The organism is Acinetobacter sp. Root1280, from assembly GCF_001425285.1.
Taxonomy (GTDB): Bacteria; Pseudomonadota; Gammaproteobacteria; order Pseudomonadales; family Moraxellaceae; genus Acinetobacter; species Acinetobacter guillouiae.
Genome location: NZ_LMED01000004.1, coordinates 82452 through 98724, shown reverse-complemented (window position 1 = coordinate 98724; position 16273 = coordinate 82452). Strand labels below are relative to the sequence as shown.

Below are 16273 nucleotides of genomic sequence, written 5' to 3'. Positions count from 1 at the left end.
TTGAGGATCAACCAGTCTATTTAAAATAGGCTGGTTCTTTCGGTTCTGCCTACGCCAGCCACTCTTAGGAATAGATGGCACTTAGGAATAAATGGCTGTTAGGATTAGACGGCTCTTAGGACCAATGCCCCGATTAAAATAATACATGACGAGATAATACGTATCGTATTAACTTGCTCTTTGAGAATAAAAATCGAAATCAGCGTCGCAAATAAAATCGAGGTTTCACGCAGTGCGGCAACAATAGCAACTGGTGCAAGTGTCATCGCCCACAATGCGAGTCCATAAGAGAAAAATGAGCCAATCCCACCAATTAAACCGAAATGCCAATTATGACGAAAATAATTACCTATCTGGTGATATTGCATTTTCAAGGCAAACATAAAAAAGATCAGACCCGAGAGCACAAAGCTCCATAAGATATAAGAAATGGGTGATCCTGAGAGACGAATTCCATGACCATCCACCAAGGTATAGCCAGCAATTAAAACTGCATTGAGCAAGGCTAAACCAATTCCTTTTCGTCCTGTTTGAGAGGTTGCGAAGATCATGGATAAAATGCCGATGGAAATGGTAATGATCCCAAGCCAAGCATTGAGTTCTAATGTTTCATGCAGCAAGAATGTCCCTAAAACTGCCACAATAAGCGGTGCAGTACCACGCATCAGTGGATAACTTAGTCCCATGTCAGCGACACGATAGATTTTGGCAACCATACCAAAATAGAGAATCTGTATTCCCGTTGAGGCCAAAATATAAGGCCAACTAGCGCGATGTGGTATCGGGAAAAAGGGCAGTAGTAGCGCTGCTAAAACTGCTGCTGATGCAGTCACCAGTACAGTGGTTAAAAATTTATTTGAGCCTGCTTTGACAATAGCATTCCATGTGGCGTGAAATACCGCTGCGATTAAAATAAGGCCAAATATTGCCGTGCTCATATGCTGCCTGCATGTTCATGATTGAATTAATGTGCATGATGTTGTTAAAAAAAGAAAGCAGGCAGCTGATCTCGATTATAAAAATACCTTTTCAGCGTGCTGTGTTACCGATTCTACCGGTTGAATCAGTTGTCCACGTGATAGGTTCTGAACATGCTGCAATCGATTCTGTAATTCATTTTGGATAAACAGGATACAGGTCTGTAATTTAGACGAGCTTTTTAAACGTGACGGATAGACTGCCCATACATCGGCATCTTGCCAGTATTCAGGCAAAATATGCTGTAACTGACCGCTAATCAACTCATCTGCAACATCCCAAATTGAACGTAAGATAATGCCATGACCTTCGACTGCCAATTGGTGAATAATTTCACCATTATTGGAGATAAAACGTGGGGTGACATGTACCGACATATCTTCTGAAGCGTGGCGTAATTTCCATAATACCGAAGATTGGTCACGTTCACTGATGGTTAAACAATCATGACTACGCAAATCGTCTAAACTTTCAGGCATTCCATTTTTTAATAAATAGCTTGGTGCAGCACAAAAAATTCGGAAATTAGAAACCATTTTTTTGGCAATCATATTGGGTGCAATTTCATTGCCAATCCGAATATCCAGATCAATACTGTGTTGAATTAAATCTTTCGTATTATCAATTGTATCAAACTGAATTTCTAATTTTGGATACATAGTCAGCAGTTTAGAAAGGATCGGTGCAACGTGTTTCCGCCCAAAACCAAAGCTACTGACAATATCAAGATGCCCTGTGGGGGTACTTAAAGGGTTATTGACCAACTCACTGATTTCATCAAATTCATCCAAAATATGAGCAACTCGCTCCAAAATCAGTTTGCCATCTTCAGTCAAACTGACATGACGGGTACTGCGATGAAACAATTTACAGTTTAAATTGTTTTCTAAAATGTTGATGCGCTTACTAATAAATGCAGGCGAAACACCCAGTTCCTCAGCAGAATCAACAAAACTTTTACGTTTTGCGACTGTGCAAAAAACCTTTAAATCCGATAGGTTAGGTAGATTATTCACGATCCGTGTCCATTGGGGTGATAGTTTTATTATTGATCATTTTTGCTGAAAATAGCATGTTTACAGCTAAGGATATTAACCAAAGGTGTAAGGGAGCGTTATGGCAAAAAAGTATAAAGTTGCGACGATTGCAGGCGATGGAATCGGGTTAGAAGTTCTACCAGAAGGGATCAAGGTTGTAAAGGCAGCTGCAGACAAATATGGCATAGCGCTACAGTTCGATGCGTTTGAGTGGGCAAGTTGTGATTACTATCTTGAACACGGAAAAATGATGCCGGATAACTGGTTTGAAATTTTACAGCAATACGATGCGATTTTCTTTGGTGCAGTGGGTTGGCCTGAAAAAGTGCCAGATCATATTTCTCTTTGGGGGTCGTTGCTACAGTTCCGTCGTCGTTTTGACCAATATGTGAATTTACGTCCAGTACGTTTAATGCCAGGGGTGAAATGCCCACTTGCAGGGAAAAAACCGGGGGATATTGATTTCTACGTGGTACGTGAAAATAGCGAAGGTGAATATTCTGCGATTGGTGGTAAGGCTTTTGAAGGTACTGAGCGTGAGTTTGTTTTACAAGAAGCTGTGTTTACCCGTCATGGTGTAGACCGCATTTTGAAATATGCCTTTGAGTTTGCCAATCAACGCGATGCTAAAAAAGTTACCGCTGCAACCAAATCAAATGGTATTGCAGTCAGTATGCCGTACTGGGATGAACGTGTTGATGAGATGGCAAAACAATATCCGCAAATTAAGGCAGACAAACAGCATGTCGATATTTTGGCCGCGCGTTTTGTGTTACAGCCTGAACGTTTTGATGTCGTGGTTGCTTCAAACTTGTTTGGTGATATTTTGTCGGATTTGGGACCTGCATGTACAGGAACGATTGGTTTAGCTGCTTCTGCAAACTTAAATCCAGAACGTAATTTCCCATCGTTGTTTGAACCTGTACATGGTTCTGCACCCGATATTTATGGTCAAAAAATTGCCAATCCAATTGCTGCAATCTGGTCTGGCGCAATGATGTTGGATTTCTTGGCAGATGGCGACGAACAGGTGGTTCAAGCAGGTCAAGAGATTATGCAGGCGATTGAACATGTATTGCTACATGGCCCAAAAACACCAGATGTGGGTGGAACAGCCAAAACGGACGACGTTGGAGATGCGATAGCAGCATTTGTAACACATCAAAAAATGGACTTATTCGCGATGGAGTAATCGCCCTTAGGGAATAAACAATCAGGATCCAAGATGGATTGAATGGATATGGATAATCAAAATACAAAACTTTATACAGATAAGACACTTGCAATAACCAGTCTTGCCGTTGTGTTTATTTCGGTGGCTGGTTTAGCAATTTACTCGACTGAATCTATACAGCTTGCTGCTCAATGGATGAAGTGGACAACATCTGTTTTTACTACACCAGTGCTTTTATTTGCATTTTTATCAATTATTTTTACCTTTGCTTTGGCGTTTAGTAAATATGGAAAAATCAAATTAGGTGAAGGCAAACCGCAATACAGTACCATGTCATGGATTTTCATGTTCATTTTATCGGGTATTGGTTCTTCGACCTTATATTGGGGCTTCTTAGACTGGGCTTATTATTATCAAACACCGGGTTTAAATTTAACTCCTGAATCTGCGGAAGCACTGAAATATAGCGTTGCTTACTCATTCTTTCATTCGGGATTGAGTGCTTGGTCGATCTATGCGCTGGCTTCAATTTCACTGTGTTATAGCTATCACGTCAGAAAGAATAAAGGCTTAAGTTTGGCGTCAATGATTGAAGCGGTCACTGGTTTTAAGGCAACTGGACCTGTTGGGCGCCTTGTCGATCTGATGTTCTTGTTGTGTATGTTCGGTGCTTTAACAATTTCTTTGGTGCTGACTGCGGTGACTTTTACCAATATTTTGTCGCAGCTGACAGGTATCCCCAATACCTTTATGACCAAAGTGGTGATTATTTTTGCAGTATCGATTTTATTCGCCCTGAGTTCTTATGTGGGGATGGATAAGGGCATGCAACGTCTCAGCCATATGGTGTGTTTAGGTGTGGTGTTGTTTGCGATTTATGTGCTGTGCTTTGGGCCGACCCAATTCATTATGAATAACTCGCTGATGAGCTTTGGCTTAATGGCAACCAATTTTGTCGATATGAGTTTATTTACCGACCCAATGGGCGATGGAAAGTTCACCCGTGAATGGACCGTATTTTATTGGTTATGGTGGATTTCTTATGCACCGGGTGTGGCGTTATTTGTAACGCGTGTTTCAAAGGGACGTACTATCAAAGAAGTGATTCTTGCCATGGTCATCGGCGGTAGCGTTGGTTTATGGTTCATCTTTGGGGTGTTTGAAAACTACAGTGTCTATAACTTTATTCACGGTATGGTCAATGTGCCACAAGTTTTAAGCCAACAAGGTGGTGAAGTTGCGATTAGCCAACTGCTTGGTTTATTGCCTGCTGGCAAGCTGATGATGTGGATTTTCCTTGGAATTATGGTGATTTTTCTTGCAGCACATATGGATGCTGTGGGCTATGCAGTGTCGGCAACTTGTACCCGTGGTTTACGTGAGGGGCAAGACCCATCACCAAATGCACGTTTGTTCTGGTGTGTGATGTTAACCCTTGTTCCGATTGCGATGATTTTCTCTAAAGCGCCTTTGGACACCATGAAGACCGCGACCATTGTGACTGCCTTGCCATTCATTGTGATTATTTTGATACAGACCTATGGCTTAGTGAAATGGTTGATTGAGGATTATTCAAAGGTTCCATCCCATCTGATTGAGCAAATGAGTTTTAGTGAGTTGGAATCTTTAGATCAAACAGATGCAAATAAACATATGCACATTGATGTTGCAATTGAACCCACTGTGGATAAAACCAGTCAAAAGGAATTGTCATGACACAACAATCGAGCATGCACTATAGATTGAGTGAAGAAATGCAAAGTCTGGTGTATTGGAGCAGCATTTATTCACCTGCGGATGACGATATCGATTCTATTCGGGCTGCGTATGATGCGATGTGCTTACATTACACCTTACCGCGTGATGGTACGGTCAATATTGAAGATAAAACTGTGCCGCAGCTCAATCATCCAGTCAATGTTCGGTTGTATTCACCATTGGGCGAAGCACCAGCGACAGGTTGGCCATGTATTTTGTATCTTCATGGTGGCGGTTGGATGGTGGGAAATCTTGATTCACATGAATTTATCACCCGCTATTTATGTCGTGATTTAAATGTTGCTGTGCTGAGTGTGGATTATCGCTTAACACCAGAACACCATTTTCCAGCTGCATATGAAGACTGTGAAACGGTATATCACTGGCTCTATCAACATGGCCTGCAATGGAAGATTAATCCAAATCAAATTGTTTTGATGGGGGACAGTGCGGGTGGTAATTTAGCGGCTGCACTTGCAGTGCAATTACAACATACAGGTGCTCAAGCCTGTGGTCTTGCAATGATTTATCCATGTTTGAGTAGTGGTTTTGATACGGCATCATGTCAGCAGCAAGCAGATGCACCATTACTGTCGCTAGCGGATATGCATGATTACTTGCAAGCCTATGCGCCAAATACAAGCGACTGGCAGGACTTACGTTTATCACCACTGTTGGCACAGGATTTTTCCAATATGCCTCGTAGTTTTATTGCCGTCGCTGAGTATGACCCTCTCAGTGATGATGGGCGTATTTTTGCTGAAAAGTTAAAACAGGCCAATATTGCAACCGAATTTTATCTCGGTAAAGGATTACTACATGGCAGTTTGCGTTTAGTACGTGACTGTCCTGTGGTGCAAGATTTATATCAGCGCATGCTGAGTTCGTTAAAGCCAATGTTCAATTGATTTGAACATCAGCCAATTTTAAACAAACGGTCGTTAGGACAAAAAAGAGTTTAATGGAGTAAAAACATGAATGCAGTTGAAAAATTACCAGAAGATTTCTGTTCAAACCCAGACGTTGCTTGGACATTTCCCAAAGTGTTCTATACATCGTCTCAAGTTTTCGAGCGTGAAAAAGAAGAAATTTTTGCAAAAAGCTGGATTTGCGTTGCACACGGCAGTGAAGTGGCACAAGCCAATGACTATATTACCCGTAAGGTCATTGGTGAAAATATTATTGTGATTCGCGGTAAAGACAGCGTATTACGGGCTTTTTATAATGTCTGTCCGCATCGTGGGCATGAGTTGTTAAGTGGTAGTGGTAAAGCGAAGAATGTGATTACCTGTCCTTATCATGCATGGACATTTAAGCTAGACGGAAGTTTGGCGCTGGCACGTAACTGTGATCATGTTGAATCCTTTGATAAACAAAACTCAAGTATGGTGCCTGTAAAAGTTGAAGAGTATGCCGGTTTTATTTTTATCAATATGGATGAAAATGCCACTTGTGTTGAAGATCAATTGCCTGAGTTTGCACAAAAGCTCAATGAAACTTGTGCGGTCATCAAAGATTTAAAACTTGCAGCACGCTTTGTGACGGAAACACCAGCGAACTGGAAAGTGATTGTAGATAACTATATGGAATGTTATCACTGTGGGCCTGCGCATCCGGGCTTTGCTGATTCTGTTCAGGTGGATAAATATTGGCATACCACACATCAAAACTGGACCTTGCAATATGGTTATGCACGTTCTTCAGAAAAATCCTTCAAGCTGGATCCATCAGTACAAGATCCAACTTTTAGTGGTTTTTGGACATGGCCTTGCACCATGTTTAATGTGCCACCAGGCGGTAATTTTATGACCGTAATTTATGAGTTTCCTGTAGATGCTGAAACGACATTACAACATTATGATATTTACTTTACCAATGAAGAACTGACTCAAGACCAAAAAGATTTGATTGAATGGTATCGTAATGTCTTCCGCCCAGAAGATTTAAATCTGGTTGAAAGTGTGCAACGTGGCTTAAAGTCACGTGGTTATCGCGGTCAAGGGCGAATCATGACGGATAAGCAACGTTCGGGGATTAGTGAACACGGCATTGCTTATTTCCAAAACCTCGTTGCGCAATATCACAAATAATCATTTAAGGGAGCCTCTCAAAATATCACTGGGGCAAACAGCTCGATCATGTGTTTTTTAGAGAAGCTCTCAAGTTAAAGGTGCGGCAAATAAAGTCGTACCTTGCTTTCAAACCATAGGATCATGACATGTCAAGTTTGCAAGGTAGTCCGCTATTTCAACAACGTGGATGGGTAAATGGTCAGTGGATCAATGCACAATCCAATGCCACTGTACCCGTCACCAACCCAGCAACAGGTGAAGATATTGGGCTTATTCCCAATATGGGGGCGGCAGAAGCAAGCCTAGCTGTTGATGCTGCATATCAAGCTTTAGCAACGTGGAAAGCCTTAACTGCACAAAAACGCGCAGATTTATTATTGGCTTGGTATCAGTTGGTATTGGCACATGCTGACGAACTGGCTCGTATCATGACCATTGAACAAGGCAAGCCTTTGGCTGAAGCTTTAGGTGAAGTGAAATATGCTGCTTCATTTATTCAATGGTTCGCAGAAGAGGGTAAGCGAGTTTATGGTGATGTGATTCCTACCACCAATAATCAACAGCGTTTTATCATTACCAAGGAACCTGTAGGAGTGGTTGCAGCGATCACGCCTTGGAATTTCCCAATCGCTATGATTACTCGTAAGGCTGCGCCAGCTTTAGCTGCGGGTTGTACGATTGTGATTAAACCTGCCAATGAAACGCCTTATTGCGCCTTGGCCATTGCAAAACTTGCAGAAATGGCAGGGATTCCTGCTGGGGTGATCAATGTTGTAACAGGTCAGTCACAAGAAATCGGTGCGGTATTTACCAGTCATGAAAAAGTCAAAAAACTGACTTTTACCGGTTCAACGCCTGTTGGCCGTTTATTGATGCAGCAATGTTCAGACACGATTAAAAAACTTGCGCTCGAACTCGGTGGAAATGCGCCATTGATTATTTTTGATGATGCAGATTTAGATAAAGCAGTACAAGGTGCAATTTTTGCCAAATTCCGTAATGCAGGGCAAACCTGTGTTTGTGCCAACCGTATTTATGTACATGACAAGGTTTATCAGGCATTTACTGAGAAGTTTGTGCAAGAAGTTGAAAAGTTTAAGATTGGCAATGGTCTTGAAGAAAATGTACAGATAGGGCCTTTAATCAATGAAAAAGCCGTCCTTAAAGCACAACAGTTAATCGATAATGCACGTAAAAAAGGTGCACAAGTGGCTTGTGGTGGTAAACAGCATGCACTTGGACAGACCTTTTTTGAACCAACCGTGCTTACTGATGTGGATCAAAGCATGGAAATTGTCAAAGAAGAAATCTTTGGGCCAGTGGCACCACTGATTCGATTTAGTGATGAAGCAGATGTGGTTGCCCAAGCCAATGACACCATCTTTGGTTTGGCAGCTTATGTGTATAGTGAAAGCATTTCACGAATCTGGCGTGTCGCAGAACAACTTGAATATGGCATGGTGGGGATGAACTCAACTGCAATTTCAAATGAAGTGGTCCCGTTTGGCGGTGTGAAGCAATCAGGGGTAGGCCGTGAAGGTTCTAAGTATGGCTTAGAAGAATTCATGACCATTAAATATATGTGTTTAGGGCTATAGGATAAAGGCGTGTTGGACATTCATTGATGATCATCCAACACGCTGCCCTCCAATGAGAAAGCGCTTGAATAAGTACTTAAAAAAGCAACATGTGGTAAAGAGGATTTAGACATGGCAAGTCATTATGAAATGTTTGCATCAGTGGTCACTGGGGTAGAGCAACTTACACCATTGATCAAACGGTTTACATTTAAACGTCAGGATGGACAAAATTTTCCTCAGTTTAATGGGGGCAGTCATATCATTGTTAAAATGAATGATCAGCTTTCCAATGCCTATTCACTGATGAGCTGTGCTCAGGATCTTAGCACTTACCAAGTATGCGTACGCAAAGATGTAGAAGGTAAAGGTGGCTCGGTCTATATGCATGAGCAATGCAATGAAGGCTGTGAAATCCTGATTTCAGAACCTAAAAATTTATTTCCACTGGCTGAAAATGGCGCAAAACATATTTTAATTGCGGGTGGGATTGGGATTACGCCTTTTGTGCCGCAAATGGATGAGTTGGCTGCACGTGGGGCAGATTACGAATTGCATTATGCCTATCGTTCGCCAGAGCATGCTGCACTGTTGCAAGAGCTCAAACAAAAACATGCTGAACATATTTTTAGTTATATCGATTCAGATGGGAAATGCCTTGACCTCGATCAATTAATTTCCGCACAGCCAAAGGGCACACATGTTTATGTCTGTGGGCCAAAGCCAATGATTGATGCGGTGATTGATCGTTGTAATTTTCATCGTTATCGAGATGAATATATTCATTGGGAACAATTTGCTTCAACCGTACCTGAAGATGGTGAAGCATTTACTGTGGTTTTGGTGAAATCCAATCAGCAAGTCGAAGTTCAAGGCAACCAGACTATTTTACAGGCGATTGAAGCACTGAATATTGATGTTGAGTGTTTGTGTCGTGAAGGGGTGTGTGGTACCTGTGAAACTGCAATCCTAGACGGTGAAGCAGAGCACTTTGATCAGTATTTGAGTGATGATGAAAAGGCATCACAGCAATCGATGATGATCTGTGTATCTCGTGCCAAAGGCAAAAGATTGGTATTAGATTTATAAATGATTATTGGCGTAAACCGAAGTGATTTATGTTGATATATTGCAGCTTTACTTTAACCCGAATTGACGGTTTCTAAATTAACGCCGAATGAAGTTCATTCGGCGTTAATGACTGATTATGAGTATGATTTAACAACTACAATTGAGCATCTGCGTAAAAAACCAAATACTGCTAAGTGCAAAGCATAGCCACTAAAAAGCCCACACAAATTTTAATACACTCGTATGACCTTCAGGGCGATTCTCAACATGAGTTTCTTTTAAATACTTTGCTTCAATTGACCAGTTTTTATCTTGATATTGTATTGCAGGACCAATTGCCAAAACTTGTCCACGCATCGCAATATTTTCACCCTGTTGCTTATCTGACTTGGTTTGCTTCAAAGCGTAGCCTTCAACAGCCACTTTAACCTGATCAGTAAGTTTATACCCAAGACTATAATCACCAGCAAAATATTCCCCAGATTTGTATTGGGTATCATCATTTTCAGTGTTAAAGCTATAAGAAATTTTAGTTGAAATATCTAAACCATTTTTTGGCGCATAGCTGTAAGCAAAAATCGGTCGAACAGTATTATAGTTTTTGCCAATATTGGCGACCAAAGGTTGTTGTGCTGTGGCCTTATCATACTGACCTGTGGCGAGTACTGTTTCTACCGCAGCAATCCAGTGGTGATCTCCTTGATGCCAACCTAACATTGACCCCAACATTAAATCACCTAAGGCAGTGTTATGGTCTGACATCCCCGCTGCAGATAATCTGAGATCAACCATAGGCTGTATGGCATAGAAACCCAGTTGACCGCCGAGATAGTTTTGTTCTGTCATCCAGACCAAACGGGGGATAAAGGCATTTACATCTAAATGAAAATTCGCTGGGCCGTTGTCAAAACTTCCAGCATGGTAATTTTGATAATAGCTTAATAGATACACGCCAGCAGGTGGTAGTGCGCCCGCCATCATACCTTCGGCACCGAGGGCAAATGAGTCAGCCCCATTTTCTGTGGCACAGGCAATGCTACTGGTTAAACCGAGCATCAATGGAACTGAAAGTTTGAACATCAATTGTTTCATAGAAAATCCTTTTCAATGATATTTATATTGCAGCTAGCTGTAGTTAAACGGATTAAGCATCACTACATTGTTGACTAAGCGGCTACTCGACGACGATCAACCTCTGTAGAGGGGACTTGATCAGCGTCTTCGACCAATTGGAAATTAAATTTGATGTGTTTAAAGGCTTTATTTAAATTGTATTGTTTAATTTTTGCGAGATCCGTTACATCCAGCGCAGTAGCAATCAGTCCCTCACGAGTAGCAAAGGCAAAGTCATCCCAAAGGTATTTGTCTCCTTCAATATTAAATTGGGTGGTCAGTTTGCGATAACCCGGCGCAGAGACAAAGTAGTGAACATGCGAAGGGCGGTTACCATGTCGACCCAATAAATTGAGTAAAGCTTGTGTTGTACCTTCAGGTGGACAGCCATAACCGACAGGCATGGTGGTTTGAGCGATATATTGACCTTGTGTATCGGTGAAAATACTGCGGCGTAAATTAAATGCAGACTGAGATTTATCAAAGAATGAATAGTTGCCTAAACTGTTGGCGTGCCAGATTTCTACTTTTGCATTGGGAATAATCTGTCCAGCAGTGTCAGTGACAATGCCTTCAATGATTAAGGCATCGACGTGCGCAGATTCAGAGCCATCATCCATACGAGCAAAGCCAACGGACTCAGGCGCACCTGCAACATAAAGCGGTCCTTCAATTGTTCGTGGTGTTCCACCTGTAATACCGGCTTTAGTATCTGCTTCATCTGCACGTAAATCTAAGTAATGTTCTAGCCCTAGACCTGCTGCCAAAAGTCCCAGTTCATTGGCTTGACCTGCATCTGTCAAATATTCTAAGCCTTTCCAAAGCTCGGTTTGAGACATATCTAAGTCTTCAATGGCTTGGAATAAATCACCAAGTAAACGAACAACGATTTGCTGAACACGCAGATTGACTTCACCTGTTGCTGTCGCGACATTCATTTGCTGAACGAGGCTATCGATTTGTTGTCTATTCATCATCATCTTCCTTTGATTGGCATGAGTATCTTGAGAGTGATCTGGAATCAGTGCAGATCACTCAAGCTGGTGTTGGTATATTGGATAATTTAAGGGTTCAACCACTCAGCTTTAGATGTGTCTAAAAAGTGCCGAACGTGATTGCCCATTTGCACCATCTGCCGCACTTAAAAAGCGTTCGGTATGGATGTCTTTTTCAAATAAACGGCTTTGCATCAAGGTGGAGATGGCGGCATCAATCATCGGTGGCGGGCCACATAAATATGCTTTGTGCCCACTGCATTTATTTTCAAAATAATTGGCAACCGCTTCATGTACATAACCTGTAAACCCTGTCCATTGGTCTTCTGGCTTAGGCGCATTTAAAGCAGGGATGTATCTGAAATTTGGATATTCTTTGACAAGCTGTTCGAATTTTTCACGGTTATATAATTCAGCAACATCCCGTGCACCTTGGAACAAATAAATGATACGGGTGTCACCTTGTTCTAAAAGATCCAGAATCATCGATTGAGGGCTTGAAAGCCCTGAACCACCTGCAATGAAAATGACATTTTGCTGATCAGACTTACGCACAAAAAATTGTCCATAAGGTCCTGAAAGCGCCATTTCTTCACCAACACTCAGTTCATCATGCACATAGCGTGTTGCAGCACCCCCTTGCACTTTACGAATATGTAATTCGATCAGATTTGCTTCGCTCGGTGTATTGGCGATTGAAAATGCCCGGGTTCCTTCAATATTGGGGAGTTGGATATTGATGTATTGGCCTGCTTGAAATTGCATTGGTCGATCAAGTTGAAGTCGGATACCTTTAATGGTCGGTGATAAATCCATTATTTCAATGACCTTGGCTTGGTAGTCTTGAACTAAATAGCCTAAGAAATCCTCGTCTTCATCCACATCCGCTTCGATGACCATGTCAGATTCTGGCTTGCAACAACAAGCCAACACTTTATTTTCTTCACGTTCAATGTCCATAAGCGCAAAAGGCGAGGCTTCACCTACATCATAAAAGCCGTCTGTGACTTGAACTTTACATGTACCGCAAGTGCCATGTCCGCATGCAAAGGGCAACCAAACACCTTGACGCAATGCTGCATCTAAAATGGTTTGATCCTCTTCAACTTGAATGATGGTTCCTGCTGGTTCAATCGTGACTTGATAGCTCATCTGTGTTCTCCTTAAACATGTGTGCCTTGGTAACCTGCTAAATCAGGCGTTACAAAGCGCAGGAGAGATTTATGATCAAAACCCAAATCTTCTAGGGACTTAGAAAAATCAGCCTGTAAAAGATTGCGGTTTAAACGGAATTCAACTTTAGACCAATCAATATGTTTAAAATCGGGATGTTGCTCAAAACCCGCCTGAATTTGCCCATCAATCAAGTCTTGTAAGCTTTGTTTTGGTGAAACCACAAAAGCATGTGCCGAACAAAATAAGGTGTGATGATCCCAACCAATAAACAACAACATGTTTTCGCCGTAATTTTGTTGTAGATCTAGTGGTTCAAATTGATATTTTTCAACAATCGCTTGTACAGTCATGGTGTATTTCCTTAAACTTTTGAATAAATCCTTGAGCGGATGCTGTCGAGTTAGACAACATCCATTGTTTATTTTTTAATTTTTGGATGAGGGTTTAAGCTGCGTTGCCTTTCCACTTTTTCCAGCGCTGTTGGTCAGGTGAACCTTCAATATCGAGATTGTCTGCACCGACATTAAAGTTGTAGTAATCCCTTAAAATACTTTCTAAATCTGGACCACCACAGTTACCCTGCAAAATTTGATGTACAGGCAACCACGCTTGGATGTATTTCTCAGGTTCGCGTTCAAAAATGTCATGACAACCATCAGAGCAAGTGTGGTAACGTTCATCTTTGTAAATTGAATCGCGGTAGCTAAATAGCGTTGGGTCACCATCCATTTCAGTAAAGGTCATTGGAATTTGGCACACTTGGCACAATTGAGGTAAACCCGCGCTATAGAAGCGTTTACCTTCAGCTTCCATTTTTCGAGCAAGTTCCCAACGTGGGCGGTAGTATTTATCAAACGTGTCAGGATATTTTTCTGAGAGCCAATCCATTTCCTCATCTGTTGGGATCCACGTATGGAAGCCTGCTGCATGACCGAAGTTATAGAAAATCCACCATGCTTGATGCGAAACATGTTCTTTCTCTTTGCTAATCACTTCACTATATTTCGGCATACGAATCCCGTAGCGACTTAAGTCTTTAAATAAAGCGCCACCTGCTTCTTCAAAATAAGTTTCCCAAGCTTCTTTCCATGACATGACTTTATTGGGCAACATGTAATCCATCATCATACCGACGATGGACAGCAGGCGAGTTCCTCGCCAGAACCATTTATCAATCCATTCTTGTACGATTGGCACATTATCTTCGTGCTGTTCCAGTAAGAATTTTACGATTTCCAGTCCTAGCGTCATGTGGCGTGCTTCGTCTGATTGTGCACTAAAGCCAAATGTTACGGTCGCCATATCACCGTTGTAAGCTGCTCCCGACATGAAAGGAACGAACAATAAGTTAGTAAGGACATATTCAAAGGCAAAGCTGATTGCCAATAAAAACTCAAAAGGTCCCGCTGAACGTGCATCTTCAAAGAATGATTTAGGTACAGACAAGTACCAGACACGGTCATGCATATGTGCCCAGTCTTGGAAGCCATCAAAGAACTTGTTGTAATGGCTCATCGCATGAATCTGGGTTTGTACATGACGTAATTCATCAATGGATTGCATTTGCGAGGCGATACGTGCACCAATGCCACTGAACTGACGCCCAACATGGGCATACCCTTGGTACGCTTGATACTCAAGCGGGGTTACCGCGGTTAAAAACAATTTAATCGCGTTGACATAACGTTCATTTGAAACATTCATTTGCCCATTGTTTTGTGCAAAAGCATCAAAAATGGCATATAGCTTCTTTTCTTTTTCTGCTTGGTATTTCCAATAGTTATCCATGGTTAAACGGAAAGGATCTTCCCATTTCGACCAGTCGGTAATTTTGATGCCTTCAAACTCTTCATACGGAAAGGCATCTTTACGATCTGCATAGGAAAAGTCCCAATCTAGATCACGGGTGAGTATCCGATAACGTTCTTTGGCATTGAGCTTTTTATTGTTTACTTTGGCTTGGCTATTCATTTTGATCATCCTTTAACTTACATGCAGCTGCCTGCTATTTATGCTTTAAATCTAGGGGAAGTACGGCTTAGTTCCACTTCAAGGTAAAACTGTCATCATCTTCATCAACATTGCCACCCAAGGTAATCATGTTGAGTTGTAGTTCTTGGATATCCCAGTTTTGCCCAAGTTTTTCTGATACTGTTTCTGCACGTACCACCAGTTCGCCAGTGCTTTCGACCCGAATCATCGCGGGAAGATATTGAATTGTTGCTTCAGGATTGTCCTGTTCAATCGCTTCAATGATGTAGCGTGAGGTGTCATTGTCTTGCAATGCTAAATAAACTTTAGAGGTCATGATGGCAAATCCTTATGCTGCTAAATCGAGTAAAATGTTGCCGACTTTTTTGCTACGTTCAGAGATCTTATTTAGACCTGAATCAATCCCAGAATCCGTAAGTGCGGTTTGTGCCCAAGCACTAAATGCTTGTTTAACTTGGGGTAGTAATTCCGTGATCCATGATTGAATCAGGGTTTTATTGTCTTCAGATTCTGAAATTGCAGTTTTTAAAACACTGTCTGACCATTTCGCTAAATCAGTTAAACAGTCCTTCATAAATTCAGTAAGAATGGCAATATCACGCCCGCCATTTTCAACCAGCCATTCATCCAGCTGTCCAAAAACCAGCTCTTGTAACATGCTGTCAATCAACAGATTTTGCAGAATGTAAAGTTTGAACCAGTCTTGTTCGGTTAGGCTTTGTTCACAAAGTTTACGTAAGGGTTGCCAAGTTTCATCATTTAGCCAAGTGTGTTTGGCTTGCTGTAATGATTCACCTGTATTGCCATCGAGGATTAAGCCAATACGTGAAATGTATTGCGCCATACCGAGACGATCCATTGCTGCAAAAATACATGCTTGGGTGATGACGGTGCCATAACCATAGGCGCTGCCTGACATCATATGTAAGTTGGCCGTTTGTTCGACATAGCGAAAAGGTAATAAACACTGGATGATTTTTTGTTTCACTTCATCACTGAGATTATTGACCAACTGACGTTTTTCAAAAAAAGCATAATGACTTTCAGCGGTATCTTGCAGACGTGCACGATGTTGCACATAAGCACCGTAATAAAATTGACGAGGGTCTTTAAATGCATACCAATCTTGCATTTGCAAAGCCGTATGGGTTTTATCATTTAAGGTTTTGTCTGGTTTCCACAAAGGGCGATAGTGAAAGTTTGTCGAAGCTTGAATATCAAAGCTGACTTCTTGGTAGCGTGTTGCGGGCTTGGCTCCAAAACGGCGTTCGATATACGCATAAGTCTGACGAATCGGTTGCAAATTGGATGTTTTAATTTCTAAAGTCAT

At 41.6% G+C, this 16273-nt stretch carries 15 protein-coding genes; 6 read left to right on the top strand and 9 right to left on the bottom strand.

Annotation, left to right across the window (positions count from 1 at the left end):
* Positions 1–104 precede the first annotated feature (104 nt).
* Both ASC84_RS05935 and ASC84_RS05930 read right to left on the bottom strand, forming a co-directional pair.
* On the bottom strand, positions 105–938 hold the full coding sequence (locus ASC84_RS05935; protein WP_056512525.1) for a DMT family transporter: 834 nt from the start codon (positions 936–938) through the stop codon (positions 105–107).
* Positions 939–1013: 75 nt separating this feature from the next.
* Positions 1014–1994 (bottom strand): LysR substrate-binding domain-containing protein, encoded by a 981-nt coding sequence (locus tag ASC84_RS05930; RefSeq protein ID WP_004721384.1) that lies wholly within the window; start codon positions 1992–1994, stop codon positions 1014–1016.
* A 100-nt stretch (positions 1995–2094) separates the two neighbouring features.
* Here ASC84_RS05930 and ASC84_RS05925 point away from each other — a divergent pair, with 100 nt between their 5' ends.
* The 6 genes from ASC84_RS05925 to cntB all read left to right on the top strand — a co-directional run bounded on the left by ASC84_RS05925 (position 2095) and on the right by cntB (position 9685).
* The gene (locus tag ASC84_RS05925) at positions 2095–3207 is read left to right on the top strand and encodes a tartrate dehydrogenase (protein WP_004721382.1); all 1113 of its coding nucleotides are present in this window, start codon (positions 2095–2097) and stop codon (positions 3205–3207) included.
* Positions 3208–3249: 42 nt separating this feature from the next.
* Complete coding sequence (locus ASC84_RS05920; RefSeq protein ID WP_155860315.1) at positions 3250–4905, top strand: BCCT family transporter; 1656 nt, start codon at positions 3250–3252, stop codon at positions 4903–4905.
* Entirely contained in the window at positions 4902–5855 is a 954-nt protein-coding gene (locus ASC84_RS05915; RefSeq protein WP_056512522.1) for an alpha/beta hydrolase, read from the top strand. The genes ASC84_RS05920 and ASC84_RS05915 overlap by 4 nt, the downstream gene beginning before the upstream one ends.
* Before the next feature lie 66 nt (positions 5856–5921).
* On the top strand, positions 5922–7037 hold the full coding sequence (gene cntA / locus ASC84_RS05910) for a carnitine monooxygenase subunit alpha (protein WP_004721375.1): 1116 nt from the start codon (positions 5922–5924) through the stop codon (positions 7035–7037).
* A 128-nt stretch (positions 7038–7165) separates the two neighbouring features.
* A complete protein-coding gene (locus ASC84_RS05905) occupies positions 7166–8617 on the top strand; it encodes an NAD-dependent succinate-semialdehyde dehydrogenase (protein ID WP_056512518.1) in 1452 nt (483 codons plus the stop codon).
* Between the two features lie 111 nt (positions 8618–8728).
* The gene (gene cntB / locus ASC84_RS05900; protein WP_056512515.1) at positions 8729–9685 is read left to right on the top strand and encodes a carnitine monooxygenase, reductase subunit CntB; all 957 of its coding nucleotides are present in this window, start codon (positions 8729–8731) and stop codon (positions 9683–9685) included.
* A gap of 192 nt (positions 9686–9877) precedes the next feature.
* Here cntB and ASC84_RS05895 read toward each other — a convergent pair whose 3' ends face one another.
* The 7 genes from ASC84_RS05895 to ASC84_RS05865 all read right to left on the bottom strand — a co-directional run bounded on the left by ASC84_RS05895 (position 9878) and on the right by ASC84_RS05865 (position 16273).
* On the bottom strand, positions 9878–10759 hold the full coding sequence (locus ASC84_RS05895) for a transporter (RefSeq protein ID WP_056512511.1): 882 nt from the start codon (positions 10757–10759) through the stop codon (positions 9878–9880).
* Between the two features lie 74 nt (positions 10760–10833).
* Positions 10834–11754 (bottom strand): catechol 1,2-dioxygenase, encoded by a 921-nt coding sequence (gene catA / locus ASC84_RS05890; RefSeq protein ID WP_056512508.1) that lies wholly within the window; start codon positions 11752–11754, stop codon positions 10834–10836.
* A gap of 111 nt (positions 11755–11865) precedes the next feature.
* Positions 11866–12927: an NADH:ubiquinone reductase (Na(+)-transporting) subunit F gene (locus tag ASC84_RS05885; RefSeq protein ID WP_056512505.1), complete on the bottom strand. Its 1062-nt coding sequence runs from the start codon at positions 12925–12927 to the stop codon at positions 11866–11868.
* A gap of 11 nt (positions 12928–12938) precedes the next feature.
* Positions 12939–13301 (bottom strand): phenol hydroxylase subunit P4, encoded by a 363-nt coding sequence (locus ASC84_RS05880; RefSeq protein WP_056512502.1) that lies wholly within the window; start codon positions 13299–13301, stop codon positions 12939–12941.
* Between the two features lie 94 nt (positions 13302–13395).
* Entirely contained in the window at positions 13396–14922 is a 1527-nt protein-coding gene (locus ASC84_RS05875) for an aromatic/alkene/methane monooxygenase hydroxylase/oxygenase subunit alpha (protein WP_004820631.1), read from the bottom strand.
* A 67-nt stretch (positions 14923–14989) separates the two neighbouring features.
* Positions 14990–15259: an MmoB/DmpM family protein gene (locus ASC84_RS05870; protein ID WP_004721361.1), complete on the bottom strand. Its 270-nt coding sequence runs from the start codon at positions 15257–15259 to the stop codon at positions 14990–14992.
* A gap of 12 nt (positions 15260–15271) precedes the next feature.
* Positions 15272–16273 carry an aromatic/alkene monooxygenase hydroxylase subunit beta gene (locus ASC84_RS05865; protein WP_056512498.1) on the bottom strand — a complete coding sequence of 334 codons (1002 nt, stop codon included), beginning with the start codon at positions 16271–16273 and terminating at the stop codon, positions 15272–15274.